22 protein-coding genes are annotated in these 19747 nt (G+C 61.7%); 9 read left to right on the top strand and 13 right to left on the bottom strand.

Translation table 11 applies throughout. The features are described 5' to 3' along the window. Positions 1 to 99: 99 nt before the first annotated feature. A complete protein-coding gene (gene cls / locus AC07OV_RS29595; protein WP_495093547.1) occupies positions 100 to 1539 on the bottom strand; it encodes a cardiolipin synthase in 1440 nt (479 codons plus the stop codon). A gap of 130 nt (positions 1540 to 1669) precedes the next feature. Between cls and AC07OV_RS29590 the strand changes: the two genes are divergently transcribed. Next, on the top strand, positions 1670 to 2191 hold the full coding sequence (locus AC07OV_RS29590; RefSeq protein ID WP_176994542.1) for a DUF3617 domain-containing protein: 522 nt from the start codon (positions 1670 to 1672) through the stop codon (positions 2189 to 2191). Here the strand turns inward: AC07OV_RS29590 and AC07OV_RS29585 are convergent. Genes AC07OV_RS29585 through folE2 form a run of 7 tightly spaced genes read right to left on the bottom strand, consistent with a single transcriptional unit; the run spans position 2188 to position 7812 of the window. Then, on the bottom strand, positions 2188 to 3525 hold the full coding sequence (locus AC07OV_RS29585) for a dihydroorotase (RefSeq protein WP_495093546.1): 1338 nt from the start codon (positions 3523 to 3525) through the stop codon (positions 2188 to 2190). The genes AC07OV_RS29590 and AC07OV_RS29585 overlap by 4 nt on opposite strands. Before the next feature lie 2 nt (positions 3526 to 3527). Beyond that, positions 3528 to 4088: a gamma carbonic anhydrase family protein gene (locus tag AC07OV_RS29580; RefSeq protein ID WP_494997483.1), complete on the bottom strand. Its 561-nt coding sequence runs from the start codon at positions 4086 to 4088 to the stop codon at positions 3528 to 3530. Further along, the gene (hisI, locus tag AC07OV_RS29575) at positions 4085 to 4498 is read right to left on the bottom strand and encodes a phosphoribosyl-AMP cyclohydrolase (protein ID WP_176994540.1); all 414 of its coding nucleotides are present in this window, start codon (positions 4496 to 4498) and stop codon (positions 4085 to 4087) included. Before hisI ends, AC07OV_RS29580 begins: the two co-directional genes overlap by 4 nt. Beyond that, positions 4495 to 5373, bottom strand: a complete 879-nt coding sequence (locus tag AC07OV_RS29570) for a metal ABC transporter substrate-binding protein (protein ID WP_494997484.1) — start codon at positions 5371 to 5373, stop codon at positions 4495 to 4497. Before AC07OV_RS29570 ends, hisI begins: the two co-directional genes overlap by 4 nt. 11 nt (positions 5374 to 5384) lie before the next feature. Further along, entirely contained in the window at positions 5385 to 6251 is an 867-nt protein-coding gene (locus AC07OV_RS29565; protein WP_176994538.1) for a metal ABC transporter permease, read from the bottom strand. Beyond that, positions 6251 to 6919: a metal ABC transporter ATP-binding protein gene (locus AC07OV_RS29560; protein WP_176994537.1), complete on the bottom strand. Its 669-nt coding sequence runs from the start codon at positions 6917 to 6919 to the stop codon at positions 6251 to 6253. The genes AC07OV_RS29565 and AC07OV_RS29560 overlap by 1 nt, the downstream gene beginning before the upstream one ends. Further along, on the bottom strand, positions 6916 to 7812 hold the full coding sequence (gene folE2, locus AC07OV_RS29555; RefSeq protein WP_494997485.1) for a GTP cyclohydrolase FolE2: 897 nt from the start codon (positions 7810 to 7812) through the stop codon (positions 6916 to 6918). The genes AC07OV_RS29560 and folE2 overlap by 4 nt, the downstream gene beginning before the upstream one ends. 128 nt (positions 7813 to 7940) lie before the next feature. Here folE2 and AC07OV_RS29550 point away from each other — a divergent pair, with 128 nt between their 5' ends. After that, the gene (locus AC07OV_RS29550) at positions 7941 to 9152 is read left to right on the top strand and encodes an N-acetylmuramoyl-L-alanine amidase (protein WP_176994535.1); all 1212 of its coding nucleotides are present in this window, start codon (positions 7941 to 7943) and stop codon (positions 9150 to 9152) included. Here the strand turns inward: AC07OV_RS29550 and AC07OV_RS29545 are convergent. Continuing rightward, positions 9149 to 9517 carry a glutamine synthetase gene (locus AC07OV_RS29545; protein ID WP_259172425.1) on the bottom strand — a complete coding sequence of 123 codons (369 nt, stop codon included), beginning with the start codon at positions 9515 to 9517 and terminating at the stop codon, positions 9149 to 9151. The two genes, AC07OV_RS29550 and AC07OV_RS29545, sit on opposite strands and share 4 nt — an antisense overlap. 126 nt (positions 9518 to 9643) lie before the next feature. On the opposite strand from AC07OV_RS29545, the gene dksA reads away from it, so the two are divergent. The 4 genes from dksA to AC07OV_RS29525 are packed head-to-tail and all read left to right on the top strand — an operon-like array spanning position 9644 to position 12935. Then, entirely contained in the window at positions 9644 to 10048 is a 405-nt protein-coding gene (gene dksA / locus AC07OV_RS29540) for an RNA polymerase-binding protein DksA (RefSeq protein ID WP_178920479.1), read from the top strand. A 27-nt stretch (positions 10049 to 10075) separates the two neighbouring features. Further along, positions 10076 to 11284: a zinc metallochaperone GTPase ZigA gene (gene zigA, locus AC07OV_RS29535; protein ID WP_494997487.1), complete on the top strand. Its 1209-nt coding sequence runs from the start codon at positions 10076 to 10078 to the stop codon at positions 11282 to 11284. Beyond that, positions 11284 to 11928, top strand: a complete 645-nt coding sequence (locus AC07OV_RS29530; protein ID WP_176994531.1) for a DUF1826 domain-containing protein — start codon at positions 11284 to 11286, stop codon at positions 11926 to 11928. Before zigA ends, AC07OV_RS29530 begins: the two co-directional genes overlap by 1 nt. Positions 11929 to 11972: 44 nt before the next feature. Continuing rightward, positions 11973 to 12935 carry a CobW family GTP-binding protein gene (locus AC07OV_RS29525; protein ID WP_495093545.1) on the top strand — a complete coding sequence of 321 codons (963 nt, stop codon included), beginning with the start codon at positions 11973 to 11975 and terminating at the stop codon, positions 12933 to 12935. On the opposite strand, the gene AC07OV_RS29520 is transcribed toward AC07OV_RS29525, so the two are convergent. After that, positions 12929 to 13324, bottom strand: coding sequence for a DUF3301 domain-containing protein (locus AC07OV_RS29520; protein ID WP_176994529.1), 396 nt, complete (start codon positions 13322 to 13324; stop codon positions 12929 to 12931). The genes AC07OV_RS29525 and AC07OV_RS29520 overlap by 7 nt on opposite strands. A gap of 117 nt (positions 13325 to 13441) precedes the next feature. Here AC07OV_RS29520 and pdxY point away from each other — a divergent pair, with 117 nt between their 5' ends. Then, complete coding sequence (gene pdxY / locus AC07OV_RS29515; protein WP_178920472.1) at positions 13442 to 14314, top strand: pyridoxal kinase PdxY; 873 nt, start codon at positions 13442 to 13444, stop codon at positions 14312 to 14314. 82 nt (positions 14315 to 14396) lie between these two features. Beyond that, positions 14397 to 15437, top strand: coding sequence for a hypothetical protein (locus AC07OV_RS29510; protein ID WP_495093544.1), 1041 nt, complete (start codon positions 14397 to 14399; stop codon positions 15435 to 15437). Positions 15438 to 15453: 16 nt separating this feature from the next. Here AC07OV_RS29510 and AC07OV_RS29505 read toward each other — a convergent pair whose 3' ends face one another. Further along, a complete protein-coding gene (locus tag AC07OV_RS29505; protein ID WP_176994526.1) occupies positions 15454 to 15939 on the bottom strand; it encodes an acyl-CoA thioesterase in 486 nt (161 codons plus the stop codon). A gap of 291 nt (positions 15940 to 16230) precedes the next feature. Here AC07OV_RS29505 and AC07OV_RS29500 point away from each other — a divergent pair, with 291 nt between their 5' ends. Continuing rightward, entirely contained in the window at positions 16231 to 17994 is a 1764-nt protein-coding gene (locus tag AC07OV_RS29500) for a cation:proton antiporter (RefSeq protein ID WP_176994525.1), read from the top strand. A gap of 89 nt (positions 17995 to 18083) precedes the next feature. Here the strand turns inward: AC07OV_RS29500 and AC07OV_RS29495 are convergent, their stop codons facing one another. Beyond that, a complete protein-coding gene (locus AC07OV_RS29495; RefSeq protein ID WP_010207624.1) occupies positions 18084 to 18491 on the bottom strand; it encodes an SMI1/KNR4 family protein in 408 nt (135 codons plus the stop codon). Positions 18492 to 18627: 136 nt separating this feature from the next. Then, positions 18628 to 19500 (bottom strand): Tim44 domain-containing protein, encoded by an 873-nt coding sequence (locus tag AC07OV_RS29490; RefSeq protein WP_176994524.1) that lies wholly within the window; start codon positions 19498 to 19500, stop codon positions 18628 to 18630. Between the last annotated feature and the right edge of the window lie 247 nt (positions 19501 to 19747).

The raw sequence follows: 19747 nt of genomic DNA, 5'->3' as shown, positions 1-19747 counted from the left end.
CCCCCCCCCCCCCCCCCCCCCCCCCCCCCCCCCCCCCCCCCCCCCCCCCCCCCCCCCCCCCCCCCCCCCCCCGCTCCCACATTGATTTGGAGTTGCCAGCTAGAGGATCGGTGAGATCAAGCGGGCCACCCGCATGCCGAGCTGTTGCAGGCGGCGGGTCTCGCGGCTTTCTTCCTGGCTGACTTCATGGGCCAGGGCGAAGTCATCCAGCAGCATCTGTTCCACCTGGCTGGCGAAGGCTTGGTCCACGGTCAGCAACATCACTTCGAAATTCAACCGGAATGAACGGTTGTCCATGTTCGCACTGCCGATGGCGCTGATTTCGCTGTCGACCAGTACCACTTTCTGATGCAGAAACCCTGGCGTGTAGCGGAACACCCGCACCCCAGCGCGCACGGCTTCGATCGCGTAGAGGCTGGAGGCGGCGTAGACGATGCGGTGGTCGGGGCGCGAGGGCAGCAACAGGCGCACATCGACGCCGCGCAGGACCGCCAGGCGCAGGGCGGAGAAGACCGCTTCATCGGGAATGAAATACGGGCTGGTGATCCACACTCGTTCAGTTGCCGCATGAATGGCCTCGACAAAAAACAGCGAGCAGGTTTCATACGGGTCGGCCGGGCCGCTGGCGAGCAATTGGCAGAGCACGCCGTCTTCGGGGTAGGCGTCCGGCAGGATCAGCGGCGGCAGCTCCCGCGCGGCCCAGAACCAGTCTTCGGCAAACGACTCCTGCAAGCATGCGACCACCGGGCCGGTCACCTGCACATGGGTATCGCGCCAGGGCGCTAGTGGCGGTTTTTTGCCCAGGTATTCATCGCCCACGTTATGCCCGCCGACGAACCCGGTTATACCGTCCACCACCACGATTTTGCGGTGGTTACGGAAATTGACCTGGAACCGATTGAGCCAGCCGCTGCGGGTGGCGAATGCCTTGACCTGCACGCCGGCATCACGCAGTGACTGCACGTAACGATGGGGCAGGGCATGGCTGCCGATGCGGTCGTAGAGCACATAAATGGCCACGCCTTCGGCCGCCTTTTTCTTGAGCAGGGCGTGGAGTTGGCGGCCGAGTTCATCGTCGTGAATGATGAAAAACTGGAACAGCACGGCGGTCTTTGCGTTGCCAATGGCCTCGAAGATCGCGCTGAACGTGGCATCGCCATTGATCAGCAAGCGCACTTCGTTGTTGGCCAGGCACGGCATGCGCCCCAGCTTGGGCATGGCGCGCAGGGACGCGTAGGCGCTGGAGTTGCGCGCAGCGAGGGCTTCCTCGACCCAGGGGCGCCAGTTCAATTCGGTGATGGCGGTGTGCATTTCCTGGTTGGCCTGGCGGCGGGCCTGGATGTAGGCGTCGAAGGTGCTGCGGCCGAAGATCAGGTAGGGGATCAGCGTCAGGTAGGGCATGAACATCAACGACAAGGCCCAGGCGATCGAGCCTTGGGCGGTCCTGACGGTCAGCACCGCGTGGATCGCGGCGAGTGTCCCGAGAAAGTGCAGCGTGGCGATGAAGTAGGCGAGCAGGTGCGGGCCAAAAAAATCCATGAACGACATGACTCCTGACAGTCCAGTGCCTAACAGACCATGAACGGCTGTGAATGTCGCTATTTTATTTGCCGTGCAACACTGGCGGCTTTGCGGCGTCTAACGCCCAACATTACCCAGGAGTTACCCGATGAATGCTCGTTTGCTCTGTTTAGCCATGGTTACTGGTTTGTCGCTGCCTGTGGCGGCGCAGGCGCAGATGCTGGCGCCGGGCTTGTGGGAATTGACCACCAGCAACATGAAAGTGGACAACCAGGACCTGCCGGATCTTTCTCTGATCCTCGGCCAGCTCAAGCAACAGATGACCCCTGAACAGCGCGCCATGCTGGAAAAACAGGGTATCACTATGGCCGGTAAAGGCGTGCAGGTGTGCCTTACACCGGCTCAGGTCGCCTCAGACTCGATCCCGCTGACCGACCCGCAATCGGGCTGCAAACAGGAAGTGACCGACAAGACCGGCAACCAGTGGAAATTCCGTTTCAGTTGCCCGAAAGCCCAAGGCACTGGCGTCGCGACCTTCCAGAGCCAGAAAGAATTCACCACCACCGTCAACGGCACCTTCAATGCCACCGGCATCCAGCAGAAGGGCAGCCTCGACAGCCATGCCCAGTGGCTGGGCAACGACTGCGGTACGGTCAAGCCTCGCGCTTAACGCAGAAAATGCAGGGGCAAACCCTGGCAACTGTCGACCACCTGGCCGTTGTGCCACGCCAGGTGGCCTGACACCAGCGTGGTGCTGACGCTGTGCTGGAAGCTGCGCTCGGCAAAAGGCGTCCAGCCGCAGCGCGCCAGGATCGGCTGGCTACTGACGGGCTTGCCTTGGGGCTCGGGCTGGATCAGCACCAGGTCGGCCCAATACCCTTCACGCAAATAGCCCCGATCAGGAATGGCGAACAGGTCGGCCACGCGATGGCTGGTCTTCGCCACCAGCGTGGTCAGTGGCAGGTGCCCGTCAGCCACCAGTTCCAACAACGCCGGCAATGCGTGTTGCACCAGTGGCAGCCCGGACGGCGCTTCGCGATAACCCAACTGTTTCTGCGCCCAGGTATGCGGTGCATGGTCACTGCCGATCACATCCAGACGATCACTCAATAAGGCTTGGCGCAGGGCGTCGCGGTCGGCACGGGTCTTGATCGCCGGGTTGCATTTGATCTGATGGCCGAGGCGGTGATAGTCGTGGTCATCGAACAACAAGTGGTGCAGGCACACCTCGGCGGTGATGCGTTTCTCGGCCAGCGGTTTGTCTTCAAACAGCGCCAGCTCATGGGCAGTGGTCAGGTGCAACACGTGCAGGCGCGTGCCGTGGCGCTGGGCCAATTCCACGGCAAAGGATGACGAGCGATAACAGGCTTGGGCATCGCGGATCAGCGGGTGGGCGACGGCGGGGATGTGATCGCCAAAGCGTTCGCGCAGGCGCTGCTCGTTGGCCAGGATGCTCGGCGTGTGCTCGCAGTGGGCCAACAAAATGGTCGGCACTTCGGCGAACAGGCGCTCCAGTATTCGCGGGTCGTCCACCAGCATGTTGCCGGTGGACGCGCCCATGAACACTTTGACGCCGGCCACTTCCCGTGGGTCGAGGGCGGCGACGGTGTCGAGGTTGTCGTTGCTCACCCCGAAGTGAAACCCATAGTTGGCCACCGAATGCAGGGCGGCGCGGCGCTTCTTATCGGCCAGCGCTTCCAGGTTCAGGGTGGCCGGGTGGGTGTTGGGCATGTCCATGAAGCTGGTGATGCCACCGGCGACGGCCGCGCGCGATTCGCTATAAAAACTGCCTTTGTCCGGCGCGCCAGGCTCACGAAAGTGCACTTGGTCATCGATCATGCCCGGCAGCAGCCACTGGCCTTGGGCGTCGATTTCCACCGGTTCGTTGTAGCCTTCGAGGCTGCTGGCAATCTTCTCGATTCGGCCATTGGCAACCAGCACATCGGCGTCGAATTCCAGGCCTTCGTTTACCAGGCGGGCGTTGCGGATCAGCAGGCGGCTCATGGTCAGAACTCGTTTTGCAGGGCTTTGTAGCCGCGTACCAAATCGACGTTGGTGCGTGCCACGTCTTCGGAAAACTCCGAGGCGCTGACACTCACCGGCGGGAATTGCGACAGGTCCGTATTGGGCCCAATGCGTGTGGTGGACGGTACGTAGAAGGCGGCAGGCAAGTCGCGGCCGTCGACCACCGAGTTGTGGCGCACCACGCAACCATCGCCGACGGCGCAGTTGAACAGCACACTGTTGAAGCCGATGAAGACGCGATCGCCGACCGTACAGGGGCCATGGACGATGGAGCGGTGCGCGATGGAGGTGAATTCGCCGATGGTCACCGCCGCGCCGGATTTGGAGTGGATGACCACGCCGTCCTGGATGTTGGAGTTGGCGCCGATGGTGATGGGGTCCATCGCACCCGTGGCGTCGACTTCGTCAGCGCGGATCACGGCGTAGGGGCCGACGAAGACGTTCTCGCCGATGATGACCTTGCCGCAGATGATCGCGGTCTTGTCGACGTAGGCCGATTCAGCGATGACCGGCAGGTCGCCGGAGGGGTTCTTGCGGATCATGCAACGGGCTCCGTAATGATGTGGACGTGGTCGCCGTCAATGGCGTTGTAGAAGCAAGTGGGTCGGCCGGTGTGGCAGGCCGGGCCTTGCTGGTCGACGATTAGCAGCACGGCGTCGCCGTCGCAATCCAGGCGAGCCTCCACCAGTTGCTGCCAGTGGCCCGAGCTTTCGCCCTTGCGCCACAAGTGCTGGCGCGAGCGGGACCAGTAGCAGACTTGCCCGGTAGCCAGGGTTTCTGTGAGGGCCTGGCGGTTCATCCAGGCCAGCATCAACACCTCGCCGCTGCCGTGTTGCTGGGCAATGGCGGCAATCAGGCCATCGCTGTTCCACGGCAGGGCGTCGAGCACCGGTTCGAGTGGAAAGCGGCTGCCCAGGGCAGCCTCTTCCAGATCGAGCATGCTCAAGGTCATGGCTTGCTCAGGGCTGCGCACAGGGTGTTGAGGTTGTATTCGAACAGCCCGGTGAAGGTGCTGGCCGGGCCTTCGGCGGCGAGAGCGTCGGAGTACAGCGTGCCGCCGATCTGCGCGCCGCTTTCGTCAGCGATCTGCTTGAGCAGGCGCGCGTCCTTGATGTTTTCCATGAACACGGCTTTGACCTTGTCCTTGCGGATCTGAGTGATCAGTGCGGCGACTTCGGCAGCCGACGGTTCACGCTCGGTGGACAGGCCTTGTGGCGCGAGGAACTCAATGCCATAGGCCTGGCCCAGGTAACCGAAGGCGTCATGGGAGGTCACGATGCGGCGGTTGCCCGGTGGCAGCGCGCCGAACTTGGTCTTGGCTTCGGCGAGCAGGCGGTAGATTTCCTTCAGGTAGGCCTGGCTGTTGCGCAGGTAGTCCGTCTTGTTGGCCGGGTCGGCAGCCACCAGCGCTTTGGTGATGTTGTTCACGTAGATTTCGGCGTTGGCCAGGTTGTGCCAGGCGTGCGGGTCGGGGATGGTTTCGCCGTCTTCTTCCATGGTGTGGGAGATCACGCCTTTGCTGGCAGTGACCACGGTGGCCTTGGTTTCGGTGCTGGTCACCAGGCGGTCCAGCCAGGGCTCGAAGCCCAGGCCATTCTTGATGATGACTTTGGCCTTGAGCAACGCCTTGGCGTCGTCCGGGGTGGGTTCATAGGTGTGGGCGTCGGAATCGGGGCCGACCATGTTGCTGATCTGGATGTGATCGCCACCGATCTGGTGGGTGATGTCATCGAGAATACTGAAGCTGGTAACCACCTGGAGTTTGTCGGCGGCCTGGGCCATCGACAACGGCAGCAGCAGACTGAACAGCACGAGTAAAGCGCGCATCGGGAAACACCTCATTGGGATGTAAGAGAGGGCGGACGGCGCAGCAAGCCGTGCACCGGACCGAAAACCACAGACAGCAGGTACCCAATGCCAGCCACCAGCACGATGGCCGGGCCGCTGGGCAGTGAGTAGTAGAACGACAGCAACAAACCGAACCACACCGACAGGCATCCCAGCACCGCCGATACCGCGATCAACACCGGCAGGCGCCGGCTCCAGAAGCGTGAAGCAATGGCCGGCAACATCATCAAACCCACGACCATCAAGGCGCCGATGGCCTGGAAGCCGATCACCAGGTTCAGCACCACCAGGGTCAGGAACAACCCATGAGCCAGCGGGCCCAGGCGGCTGACGGTTTGCAGGAACAGCGGGTCGAGGGTGTCCAGCAGCAGCGGTTTGTAGATCACCGCCATGGCGATCAGGCTGAACCCGGAGACCCACAACATGCCGGTGAGGGTGGTTTCGTCCACGGCCAGGGCAGAGCCGAACAGCAGGTGAAGCAGGTCCAGGCGCTTGCCGGCGATGCCAAGGATGAGCACGCCGGCCGCGAGGGAAATGGGGTAGATGGCGGCGAGGCTGGCGTCTTCACGCAGGCCGGTGCGGCGGGTGATCCATGCCGAGAGCCCAGCCATGCCCAGGCCGGCACCGAGGCCGCCGATGGTCAGGGCGGGCAGGCTGAGCCCGGCGAACCAGAAGCCCAGTGCGGCACCGGGCAGGATGCCGTGGGCCACGGCGTCGCCGATCAGGCTCATGCGGCGCAGGATCAGGAACACGCCGAGTGGCGCGGTGCTGCAGGCGAGCACCAGGCCGCCGATCAGGGCGCGGCGCATAAAGACGAAATCGAAGAACGGCATCCACAGGTGGGCGGCGAAGTGCATCAGGCCACCTGCATGTGCGGTTGCGGGCGAATCAGTTCTTTGCTTGGGCCGAACACGCAGCCGGTGCTTTTGATTTGAACCACTTGCTGGGTGTGATGGCGCACGGAGGCGAGGTCATGGCACACGATCACCACGGTGCGGCCTTGGTCGTGCCAGGCGTGTACGTGTTTCCAGCACAGGGCCTGGCCTTCTTCATCGAGGGCGGCGTGGGGCTCATCCAACAGCAATACCGGCGCTTCGGCCAGGCTCATGCGGGCGAGCAGGGCGCGTTGCAGTTCGCCACCCGATAACGCCATTAATGGGCGGTGCTCGAGGCCGCTGAGGCACCAGTCTTCCAGTACCGCTTGCAGACGCTGGTTGCGTTGCTCCGGGGTCAGCTTGGTGCCCCAGAAGCCAGCGGCCACCAGCTCTTGCAGGCTGATAGGGAACTGGCGGTCGAGGTGTTGTTGCTGGGGCAGGAACGACAAGCCACCACGGCGTGGAACATCCACGGTGACTTTCCCTGCCAGTGGTTTTTGCAGGCCGGCGATGACTTTGAGCAGGCTGCTTTTGCCGGTGCCGTTGGCGCCGATCACGCCGGTGAGGCTGCCTTTTTCCAGCGTGAGATCAATGGCGGGCGTCAGCGGTTGGCCGGGAGCGCCCCAGCGCAAAGCGGTGCAGGTGATCATGCAGAGTGTCTCGTCCAGCGGCTTTCAGCCACGGCATCGTGCGCGTGCAGGCTTTCGGCGTGGATCACTTTCAGGTGGAAGGCTTTGACGGCATCCGAGCGTTTCAAGGCGAGGTTCAGGCGGCGGGCGGCGTCTTCGCAGAACATCAGGTTCTGCCCGTTGGCCAGGGCGAAGGCTTGTTCGTCCGCACGTTTTACTGCGGTTTGCACGGCGGTGCCGAGGGCGGCCTCGACGTTGTCGATCAGGTCGGTCAGGGGCAGGTACAGCAGGGTTTCATCCAGCTGGATGGAAAGCTGCGCGCTGCTGCGCTGGCTGTGAGGTGTGGCGACGATGCCGTTGGCGCTGCCGAGCCAGGTCAGTACGTCCTCGTGTTGCAGCGGCGTGTTGGCAAAATCTTCAAGAAATTGCTGCTGAATCAACTGCCTGGCGAGCGCGGCGGAGCAAGGGCAGGTTGACGAGTAAGTAACGTCAATTTTTAGTTCCACGTGGAACATCTGGTTTTCCAGGCGCGCTTCGATGCTCACCGGATAGCCTTTCCAGCCGGCCAACGGGCTGACCAGCGCCGGCCGTTTGAGCAGCAAATCGGTGTGGATACGCAGGTAGGCGTTCTTAGATAAACCTTCATGACTCTCAAGAAAGCGCTCAAGTAGAGTATGCAGAAGCGCAGGCGTAAGGGGCTGTTGGTCGAGCATTTCCAGGGCCAGGTACAGGCGTGACATATGAATGCCACGGGCCTCACCGTCGTCCAGGCTTACGCCGGCATCGGCGGTGGCCGTCAGACGCTGGCCGTCGATGAGAATCGGCAGGGCAATGCCGCACATGCCCACCCAGTCGAGTGGCAAGGCTTGGCGTGAAGCCTGCGCGGCGATATCCGGCAGAGTCAGCGCATTCATGAGCAGGTCCATCGTTGGAAATAAAAAGACATGTTATATTATAACTATTGAGTCGACGATGATTTTTCTGCTCCAGCCTTTCTTCAGTCATATCGAGCAGGGACGCTCCTTTATTTGCGGTATATGTCATGCACAGACGTCAGCTTCTTAACCTGCTGCTGGTCAGTCCCCTGTTCACGTTGCCGTTGGGGGCCTACGCCACGCAGATCCGTAATGCACGCCTGTGGCGTTCGGACGACAAGCTACGGCTGGTGTTCGACCTCAGCGGCCCGGTGCAATACAAGACCTTTTCCCTTACATCGCCTGAACGCTTGATCATCGATTTGAGTGGCGCCGGGCTCACCGGTGATTTTTCTCAGCTGGCGTTGAAGAACAGCGGGATCACGTCGATTCGCTCCGGGCATTTCGGCAAGGGCGACACGCGGATCGTGCTGGACCTGGCCGCGCCGATGCAGCTCAACAGCTTCTTGCTGCCGCCTCAGGACGGCCAAGGCCACCGCCTGGTGCTGGACTTGACCAGCGCCACCCACGCTCCGCGCCAGATCGCCGCTGAGCCGGCGCCGCTGGCCGCTCCGGTGGATAAAGCCCACCCCAAGCGCGACATTATTGTGGTGGTCGACCCTGGCCACGGCGGCAAAGACCCCGGCGCCATCGGTTCCAAAGGCCAGCGCGAAAAAGATGTGGTGTTGTCGATCGCCCAGTTGCTGGCCAAGCGTTTGAAGCGCGAGAAGGGCTTTGACGTGAAGCTGGTGCGCAACGACGACTTCTTCGTGCCGCTGCGCAAGCGCGTGGACATTGCGCGTCAGCACAAGGCGGATATGTTTATTTCGGTACACGCCGATGCTGCACCGCGGCTCACGGCTTCGGGCGCCTCGGTCTATGCGCTGTCAGAAGGCGGAGCAACTTCGGCTACCGCGCGTTTCATGGCGCAGCGTGAAAACGGCGCGGACTTGTTGGGCGCTACCACCTTGCTCAACTTGAAAGACAAAGATCCGATGTTGGCCGGTGTGATTCTCGATATGTCGATGAACGCCACCATCGCTTCCAGCCTGCAATTGGGCAGCTCTGTATTGGGCAGCCTGCAAAGCATCACCACGCTGCACCAGAAGCGCGTGGAACAGGCAGGTTTTGCGGTGCTCAAGTCACCGGATGTGCCATCGATCCTGGTGGAAACCGGGTTTATCTCCAATACCCAGGACGCCCAGCGCCTGGTGACGGCGCGTCATCAGCAGGCTGTGGCCGATGGCCTGTTCGAAGGTCTGAAAAGTTACTTCCAGAAGAACCCACCGATGAACAGCTACATGGCCTGGGTTCAGGAGCAGAAGAACGGCCAGGTCTAACAGCCGGTGATACGGCTGCACGTGAACTTGGCGCTGGCGCCCCCTGAACTGGAGAACCGGTTGAGGGTGGTCCAGCCCACGCGACGCGTGTAGCCGACCCACGCCTCACCATCGGAAGCCAGCCCGGTAAAGAACGTCAGTTGCCCATAGCGGCTGTTGGTCTGCGCCCAATAGCGTTTGCCGATCACTTCAAACCCCCGCAAGTACGTAGTGCTGCCCGCCGTCGCCACGCTGTAGGCATTCCCCAATGGGTCCACACACGCCAGCAGGTTGGCGCTGCGCGTGCAGTTGGCCAACAGGCTCGGTGGCTGGGCGCAGGCCGATCCTGCCGCTGCCAATAACAGGGCGCACACCAGGTATTTCATAGGTTTTCTCAGGGGCAGAGGGTGGTCAAGCATTGCGCCCTTCGTCGCGACGAGCAAGGGGGATTGGCTTATTTGTATTGTTATACTATAACATTAAAAAACAGCCTGACCCGTGAACCGCTTCCCATGACTGAACAAGACCTCCTGGCCCAACCCGCCGCCGACTATATGAATGAAGCCCAGCAAGGCTTCTTCCGAGAGCTGCTGTTGGCCCAGCGCAATGAGCTGCAAGTGCGTATCGACGCCGAGTTTCTCGTCCTGCGTGAGCAAGAAACCAACAGCGACCCGGCTGACGTAGGCAGCGCCGAAGAACAGCGCCAGTGGCAACTGCGCCTGCTCGAGCGGGAAAAGAAGCTGTTGGACAAGATCGACGACGCCCTCGAACTGCTGGCGCGCGGCGAATACGGCTGGTGCCGTGAAACCGGCGAGCCCATCGGCCTACAGCGCCTGCTGCTGCGTCCTACCGCCACCTTGTGTATCGAAGCCAAAGAACGTGAAGAGCTGCGCGAACGCCACAAACGGGCGATTTGACCGGCCACCCCTGATGAGGACCACCTGATGACCAACCGCCTTCCCGTTACCGTGTTATCCGGCTTTCTCGGCGCCGGCAAAAGCACGCTGCTCAACTATGTCCTGCGCAACCGCGAAAACCTGCGGGTGGCGGTGATCGTCAATGACATGAGCGAGATCAACATCGACGGTAGCGAGGTACAGCGCGACGTCACCCTCAACCGCGCCGAAGAAAAGCTGGTGGAGATGAGCAACGGCTGCATCTGCTGCACCTTGCGTGAAGACTTGCTGGAAGAAGTCGGAAAACTCGCCAAGGAAGGTCGGTTCGATTACCTGTTGATCGAATCCACCGGCATCTCCGAGCCTTTACCCGTGGCCGAGACATTTACCTTTCGCGACGAAAACGAGCAGAGCCTGGCCGACATTGCCCGCCTGGACACCATGGTCACGGTGGTCGACGGCATGAACTTCCTGCTCGACTACCAGGCCGCCGAAAGCCTGGCCTCACGGGGTGAAACCCTGGGGGAGGACGACGAACGTTCCATCACCGACCTGCTGATCGAGCAGATCGAATTTGCTGACGTCATCCTGATCAGCAAGATCGACCTCATCAGCAGCCGCGAGCGCGAAGAGCTGATGGCGATCCTTGAACGCCTGAATGCCCAGGCCGAAATCATCCCGATGGTCATGGGTGAAGTGCCGCTGAACAAGATCCTCAACACCGGCCGCTTTGACTTCGAACGCGCCGCCCAGGCCCCGGGCTGGCTGCAGGAGTTGCGCGGCGAGCACGTGCCGGAAACCGAAGAATATGGCATCGCGTCCACCGCTTACCGCGCGCGTCGCCCCTTCCACCCACAGCGCTTCTTCGACTTCATCGACCGCCCGTGGGTGAACGGCAAATTGCTGCGCTCCAAGGGCTTTTTCTGGCTGGCCAGCAAGCATCGGGACGCGGGCAGCTGGTCCCAGGCCGGTGGCTTGATGCGCCATGGTTTTGCCGGGCGTTGGTGGCGTTTTGTGCCAAAAAGCCAGTGGCCCCAAGACGAAGAAAGCATCGCGGCCATCATGGGCAACTGGCAGTTGAGCACCGGTGACTGCCGCCAGGAGCTGGTGTTTATCGGGCAAAACATCGACTTCGACCAAATGCGCGCAGAGCTGGATGCCTGCCTGCTCAACGATGAAGAAATGGCGCTGGGCGTCGAAGGCTGGCGCTTGCTGGCTGACCCTTTTGGCCCTTGGTATGAGGAGGCTGCCGCCTGATGCTTGCCCCGGTTATCCCTCTGCGCCCCGTGATCCGCCAGAGCCACGGCGAAACGCCGCTGGCCCTGTCCGATATTCTGGAAGACGGCGTCAACCTGGCCGTGTGGCAGCGCCAGTTGCCCCTGCATATCGCCGAATTCGGGGCGTTGCTGGTGGCGCTGAACGAGCCTTTGGCCGAATCCCTCGTGATTGAACTCAACAACGAGGACGCAGTGCCGAACCTGCAAGGTTTGGCGTCCAGTTGCCGCGATCTGGAAGGCTACGAAGGCTTCATCGCCGATGTCTCCTGGTTGGTCAGTGCCTTCGCCTGTTTGCTCGGCGCCAAGCGCATTGGCGTGCGTCTGAGGTTGCTGGACAAGGCCATGTGCCCGCGTTTTCACGTCGACCACGTGCCGGTGCGCCTGATCACCACCTATGCCGGCATCGGCAGCCAGTGGTTGCGCGAAGGCGTGATGGACCGCCGCCAGCTCAGCCAGCCCGACGCCGAGCCCACTGACCGTATCGAGCAGATCCACTGCGGTGAAGTGGCCTTGCTCAAGGGCACCAAATGGCATGGTAATGAAGGCCATGGCTTGATCCATCGCTCACCGGCGCTGAAGGCCGATGAGCGTCGTTTGATCCTGACACTGGATTGGCTGGCATAACCGCGTAGGATCAAACGCTCTACACGGCCTGAATGACACCTTTCATGTTGCAGAACATTCCCACCCACGTGATTGCCGGGCCTTTGGGCGCCGGCAAGACCAGCCTGATCAAGCACCTGCTCGCCCAACGCCCGGCCAACGAGCGCTGGGCGGTGTTGATCAACGAGTTCGGGCAGATCGGCCTGGACGCGGCCTTGCTCACCCAGGATGACGACGGCATCGCCTTGGGCGAAGTGGCGGGCGGCTGTCTGTGTTGTGTGAATGGTGCGCCGTTTCAGGTAGGCCTGGGCCGCTTGCTGCGTAAGGCCAAGCCGGATCGGCTGTTTATCGAGCCCTCTGGCCTGGGCCATCCGGCACAGTTGCTCAAGCAATTGCGCGAAGCGCCGTGGCAAAACGTGCTGGCGGTTCAGCCCTGCGTGCTGGTGCTGGATGCCCAGGCGCTGGCGGCGGACAAACCCTTGCCCGAATCGCAGCGTGAGGCGCTGGCCAGTGCCGGCCTGCTGGTGTTGAACAAAGAGGAGTCGCTGGATGGCGAGCAACGCCTGGCCATCGAACGGCAGCTACCCGACAAACCGCTGTATTGGACCCGCCAGGCGCAATTGCCGCTGGAGCACTTGCCCGGCCTGCACGCCAAGGCCTGCGCGGCCGTGGATAACTTCGAAGCACCTCAAGGCTTGGCCCAGATGCCAGCTCTCTGGAGCGACCCGGCGCTGCCCATCTGCTTGAGCCAGGCCCAAGAGGGCGGCTGGAGCATCGGCTGGCGTTGGCACCCAAGCCAGCGATTTGATGTTCAACACCTGCATCGCTGGCTTACCAGCCTTGAGTGGCGCCGCGCCAAACTGGTTATCCACAGCGTGGACGGCTGGCTCAGCGCCAACGCTGTGGATAACAGCCCGCTCGCCTGGCAGCCCAGCGAGTGGCGGCGTGATTCGCGTATCGAATTGATCTTCAGCGCACCACAGGACGTGGCGGCGCTGCAGGCTGCGCTGGCCGCCTGCCGTCAGTGACGGTTCTTGGTGGCGTGATCCTGGCGCCACTGGCTCAGCTCGATGACTTCGGCGCTGGGCAGGGGGGTCTTGATTTCGAACGGGTAGGGTGCCAGTTCGATTTGAGCGCTGTGGGCGCCGAATTGGGTGATGGTCCCTGGATGGCGGGCTTCGCCGGTCACTGTGAACTCGAAATTGTAGATGCGTGCCAGGCGCCGCCGACCGTTGGCATCCTTCACAAAACCGATGCGCTTGAGCGCCACGGCACCGTCGAGCAGTTCGATGTCGAGCTTGGCGCAATGCTGCTTGACCCGCTCCAGCGCCCGCTCACGCAGGCCGTGGTTGTGCCAGACCCAGGCAGCGCCGGTCGCCAGCAGCATCAACACGAAGATATTTCCCAGGGTCAGCATGCGAAAAACTCCAACAAAGTGAGAGCAGCTTAACTGTGTCGCCGGTCTGTCGTACAGGCTGCGTTTAGTCGCATACTGCGCGGCCAGAATTTCAATGGCTTTACGGAAATCTCCCGCATGAAACGCACACCTCATCTGCTTGCGATCCAGTCTCATGTGGTCTTTGGCCACGCCGGAAACAGCGCTGCCGTATTCCCAATGCAACGGGTCGGGGTGAACGTCTGGCCGCTGAACACGGTGCAATTCTCCAACCATACCCAGTATGGCCAGTGGGCTGGCGAAGTGCTGGCGCCGCAGCAAATTCCGGCGCTGGTCGAAGGCATTGCGGCCATCGGCGAGCTGGGCAACTGCGACGCCGTACTGTCCGGCTACCTGGGCAGCGCAGACCAGGGGCGGGCGATTCTCAGCGGTGTGGCGCGCATCAAGGCGATCAACCCCAAGGCGCTGTACCTGTGCGACCCGGTGATGGGCCATCCGGAAAAAGGCTGCATCGTGCCCCAGGAGGTCAGCGATTTCCTGCTGGACGAAGCGGCGGCCATGGCTGATTTCCTGTGCCCCAACCAACTGGAGCTCGACAGCTTTGCCGGGCGCAAGCCGCAATCGCTGTTCGATTGCCTGGCCATGGCCAAGGCGTTGCTGGCACGCGGGCCCAAAGCGGTGCTGGTCAAGCACCTGGATTACCCAGGCAAGTTGCCCGAAGGCTTTGAGATGTTGCTGGTGACCGCCGAAGGCAGTTGGCATTTGCGTCGGCCGCTGTTGGCGTTCCCGCGCCAGCCGGTGGGCGTGGGCGACCTGACCTCGGGGCTGTTCCTGGCGCGGGTGCTGCTGGGCGACAGCCTGTTGGCCGCCTTCGAGTTCACCGCAGCAGCAGTGCATGAAGTGCTGCTGGAAACCCAGGCGTGCGCCAGTTACGAGCTGGAGCTGGTACGCGCCCAGGACCGTATCGCCCATCCCCGCGTACGGTTTGAAGCAACGCCCATCGAGCTGTAGGAGTATTCCTGATTGAGCGAGGCAAAGGGCGTCCGGTACTATCGGCCGCCTCTTTGTCCCCTGTGCTAATCAAGGAAGACCGATGCCAGCCGTATTCCCAACGCCACGGGCGCTCACCGCCCTGGCCCTGACGTCATTGCTCGCAGGCTGCAGCGTCAACGGTGCCTACACCGACTCGACGGCACCCGATGCCGCCAAGTTGCGCTTTGTCTCCAACACCTCGAACAGCACCCTCGACATCTACGACGCCCAGCATTGCCAGGGCCGCAACACCGGCATGCTCAACAACTTCCTGCTGGTCGATACCAAGCGGCGTGTCGACATGATCGTCCCTCCGCCCGCCAAGGCCAGGGGCCTGTTGGAGGTCAAGCTGGAGCCGGGTAAAGACGTCATGTTGATGATCAACACCAACGGCGGCAGCTACGTCTGTGGCAAGGCCGTGAGCTTCACGCCCAAGGCGGGGCAAGAGTATGAAGTGACCTTCGATATGCGAGGCGGCAGCTGCACCACGCTGCTGCAGCGCCTGACCCGTTTTGACGGCAAGGACCAGCGCATTCCGCTGCCTATTTTTGATAAAGGGATGATGGCGTGCACGGGCCAAAGTCCGATCTTCGGCAAATCGATCCCAGAAACCCCCAAGCGCGCGGCCCTGATCAACACGATCACGTCCACCAACCTGCAACTGATCACGCTGATGGAGCCCGACACTCAGGGGCGCCTGCAAGCGTCCCTGGACGAGATCGACGGTGTGATCGCCAAGCGCAAGGCGCAACTGGGTACGTTTACCCCGCCTGAAGCCTATTGGACGCAATACCGTCAAAACTATGTCTTGTTCAGCCAGGAAATGGCCGGCCGCAAGGCGCGCACGCTGGCGCTTTACGAGCAGGTGTATCGGCTACGCCTGAGTGGCACCGAAGACGCTGTGCTGGAACAGTGGATGAACCCCACGGACCGCGCTGTCACCGAACGCGTCAAGGCGAACGACAAATTCATGGAGCGCTACTACCAGGACACCGACAAGTCGATGATGGTCGAGACCCTCAACCTTCACATGGAGCGCATGGCCCAATTGGACCAGCGCTTTGACGTGTGCGCGCACTACGACCAGTGCTGGCGCTATTGAGGGCGGGCGAAGAGGCTTACGGCGCGTCGTCCTTGATTTCCTGGTAACGCTTCTCCAATTCCTGGCGAATCTGCCGACGCTGCTGGGCCTGTACGAAACGGCGCTTGTCTTCGCTGTTCTGCGGCTGCAGCGGCGGGACGGCGGCGGGTTTGCGCTGGTCGTCCACGGCCACCATGGTGAAGAAGCAGCTGTTGGTGTGGCGCACCGAGCGTTCGCGGATGTTCTCGGTCACCACCTTGATACCCACCTCCATCGAGGTGTTGCCGGTGTAGTTGACTGACGCCAGGAAGGTCACCAGTTCGCCGACATGGATCGGCTCGCGAAAAATCACCTGGTCTACCGACAGCGTCACCACATAGCGACCGGCATAACGGCTGGCGCAGGCGTAAGCCACTTCGTCGAGGTACTTGAGCAAGGTGCCGCCGTGGACATTGCCTGAGAAGTTGGCCATATCAGGGGTCATCAGTACCGTCATCGACAGCTGGGCGTTTCCGGGTTCCATAGCACACTCACGGGTTGTAGGCATTGGTTGGGGGGCACCTCTGCGGGTGCTGGAATCTTTGCAGAGCCATCCATAACCGGACGCCGGTGGGCGGCTTGTCGTCACGCCTGCACCGTTCTGTTTCCATATATTGCACCGGCTTTCTGCTGGAAGTCGCGGTGTTAACCTTCAAAAGCCCGTCTCAGGGCATTTCTTACGATTTAGGCCGACTTTTCCTTCCGCGCATTGCGATTGTTCAACGGCGCGCGCGGAAGTGGGAAAAGCGCCAGTACCCTCAAGGAGCCCCTCGCCATGCACGCCATCAGCTTTATCCAGGACTTGGCTGTGATCATGCTGGTGGCAGGGGTGGTCACCATCCTGTTCCACCGCCTCAAGCAGCCGGTGGTGCTGGGCTACATCGTCGCCGGCTTCATCATCGGCCCTCACACCCCGCCGTTCGGCCTGATCCACGACGAAGACACCATCAAGACCCTGGCCGAACTGGGCGTGATCTTCCTGATGTTCTGCCTGGGCCTGGAGTTCAGCCTGCGCAAGCTGTTCAAGGTGGGCGCCACGGCGTTCATCGCAGCGTTCCTCGAGATCATCCTGATGATTTGGATCGGCTACGAGATCGGCCGCTGGTTCGACTGGAACACCATGGACTCACTGTTCCTTGGCGCGATCCTGGCGATCTCTTCCACCACCATCATCGTCAAGGCGCTCAACGACCTGAAGATGAAGAACCAGCGTTTCGCCCAGCTGATATTCGGCGTGCTGATCGTGGAGGACATCCTCGGCATCGGCATCATCGCCTTGCTGTCGAGCATTGCCGTCAGTGGCACGGTCAGCTCCGGCGAGGTGTTCTCCACGGTCGGCAAGCTGTCGCTGTTCATGATCGTCGCCCTGGTCATTGGCATTTTGCTGGTGCCGCGCCTCTTGGCTTATGTGGCCAAGTTCGAAAGCAATGAGATGTTGCTGATCACCGTACTGGGCCTGTGTTTCGGCTTCTGTCTGTTGGTGGTGAAGCTGGAATACAGCATGGTGCTGGGCGCGTTCCTGATCGGTGCGATCATGGCCGAATCCCGCCAGCTGATTAAGATCGAGCGCCTGATCGAGCCGGTTCGCGACATGTTCAGCGCCATCTTCTTTGTGGCCATTGGCTTGATGATCGACCCACAGATCCTGCTGCAATACGCCTGGCCAATCGCGGTGATCACCGTGGCGGTGGTGCTCGGCAAGATGTTGTCCTGCGGGTTGGGGGCGTTTATCGCCGGTAATGACGGGCGTACCTCACTGCGGGTGGGCATGGGGCTGTCACAGATTGGCGAGTTTTCCTTCATCATCGCCGCGCTGGGCATGACCCTGCAGGTGACCAGTGATTTCCTTTACCCGGTCGCGGTGGCGGTTTCGGCAATTACCACACTGCTGACGCCGTACCTGATTCGCGGCGCCGACCCCTTGTCATTGAAGATTGCGGCGGTGATGCCCAAGCGCATGAGCCGGGTGTTTGGCCTGTATGGCGAATGGCTGCGCAGCATTCAGCCCCAAGGCGAGGGCGCGATGCTGGCCTCGATGATCCGCAAGATCATCCTGCAAGTGGGGGTGAACCTGGCATTGGTGGTGGCGATCTTCTTCGCCGGCAGCTTTTTCGCGGCGCGTATCGGTGGGTATCTGGAGGGCTGGATCAGCGATCCGAGCTGGCAGAAGGCGTTGATCTGGGGCGGTGCGTTGCTGTTGTCGCTGCCGTTCCTGATTGCGGCGTACCGCAAGCTCAAGGCGCTGTCGATGCTGCTGGCAGAGATGAGCGTGAAGCCGGAAATGGCCGGGCGCCATACCCAGCGTGTGCGGCGGGTGATCGCGGAGCTGATCCCCCTCCTGTCGCTGCTGGTGATCTTCCTGCTATTGGCTGCGTTGTCGGCCAGTATCCTGCCGACCAACAAGCTGCTGGTGCTGATCGCCGTGGTCACGGCAGCGGTGGCGGCGGTGCTCTGGCGCTGGTTTATCCGGGTGCATACGCGGATGCAGGTCGCTTTGCTGGAGACGCTGGATAACCACAAGGACACGCCAGAGCACTAATCATTGTAGGAGCCGGCTTGCCGGCGATAGCGTTCTTGATGACGCCATCGCTGGCAAGCCAGCTCCTACAAAAGCCCAATCAACCGCGATCAGCTTTCCAGCCAGACGTCCCGCGCCCAGTGCCACACCGATTCCCAGGTTTCCTCGGTAACGATTTCTTCCTCGCCAGACCACAGCACCACGGTGCCGTCTTCTTCGACGCAGTAGTAGTCATCGCCGTCCTGGCAGATCGGGATCAGGCTACGGTCGACACCGGCGTCCCAGGCGTTGGCGGCAACGTCCGGCAGGTAGGTGTGGGATTGCGGGTCGGTGACGGTCACCGGCTCCAGGCTGCCGTACACCACGTCGCTGACGGTCAGCAGGAATTCACGGAAGACAAACGGGATGTCGATGAACAGTTGTTCCTCGATTTCCACCAGCAGGTCTTCGTCAGGCAGTTCCAGAGGAACCGGGACCGGTTCGTTGGCTTCACGCAATTGTTCGATGATTTCTTCCACGGCCGGGATCCTCTTGCTAGATGGCGCGGTTTATAGGGGCGTTTTATACAGTAGCTCGCTATAAGTGCAACCGTGAAATAGAAAACCCCGGAACATGTCCGGGGTTTTTATTACCGCTTGCTCAAGCGTGCGGGTATCAGCCGTTCTGGCGGATACCGGCGACCAGCCAAGGCTGGTTCTCGCCTTGTGGGCGTTCCATGTTCCAGCTTTCGCTGAACACTTCGCCCTGGTCGAAACGCGAGGTCTTCGACACACCGCTGAAGGTCAGGGTGGCGATGGTCTTGTCGGCGCGATCGTCCACGCCTTCGAGCTGTACGCGCAGGTCGTCGATGTAGGTCGACTGGAAGCCGTCGCCCAGGTCAGCGCGTTCGCGCTTGAGGAACTCCAGCAGTTGCGGGGTCACGAACTCGGCGATCTTGTCCATTTCGTTGGCGTCCCAGTGCTGTTGCAGGGACTGGAAGTGGTTGCGGGCCGCTTCGACAAAACGCTCTTCGTTGAACCAGGCCGGTGCGTTGATCACCGGGCGTGCAGCCGCAGGGGCTGCCGAACCACCGAAGATCGAGCCCATGGCAGGCTTTTGCTCGAACACTTCACGCTGCATCGGCGCGCCGGCTGGAGCCAGGTGCTCCTGCTGCTTGCGGCGACGGGCGGCGATAAAGCGGAAGATCACAAAGGCGATGACCGCCATGATCAGGATGTCGAAGATCTGCATGCCCTGGAACCCGCCGCCCATGAACATGGACGCGAGCAGGCCACCGGCCGCGATACCGGCCAGAGGGCCCAACCAGCGCGAAGCACCGCCAGCCTTGGCAGCGGCGCCAGCAGCACCGGCTGCGCCGGCGGTAGCGGCTGCACCGCCCATGCCACCGGCAGATGGAGCCATTTGGCTGGTCTGGTGAGTCGGTGCCGAGCCCATGCTTTTGCCGCCACCGAAGCGTTTGGCGTTGGCGTCGAGGCTCATCGTCAGGCCGATGCACAACGCCATGGCGATGCTAAGAAAACGTTTCATAAAGGGAATTCCCATTTGTGGATTGCACGCGCGCCATGTTGCACAGGTGCAGTGACAGTGGCTAGCGGCAGAGTGTTTCGGGCTTTTGCGTAAGACCGATTCCGAAGGGTCTGTAGGACTAGTTACAGATATTGGTCCGAGCAGGGGAAAAACAAGGGCGCAACGCTGATCCCTGTAGGAGCGGGGGGGGGGGGGGGGGGGGGGGGGGGGGGGGGGGGGGGGGGGGGGGGGGGGGGGGGGGGGGGGG

This window comes from Pseudomonas sp. GW821-FHT09A09 (genome assembly GCF_059418405.1).
Note: the sequence above shows the minus strand (reverse complement) of the source record. Positions and strands in the feature narration are given on the sequence as shown.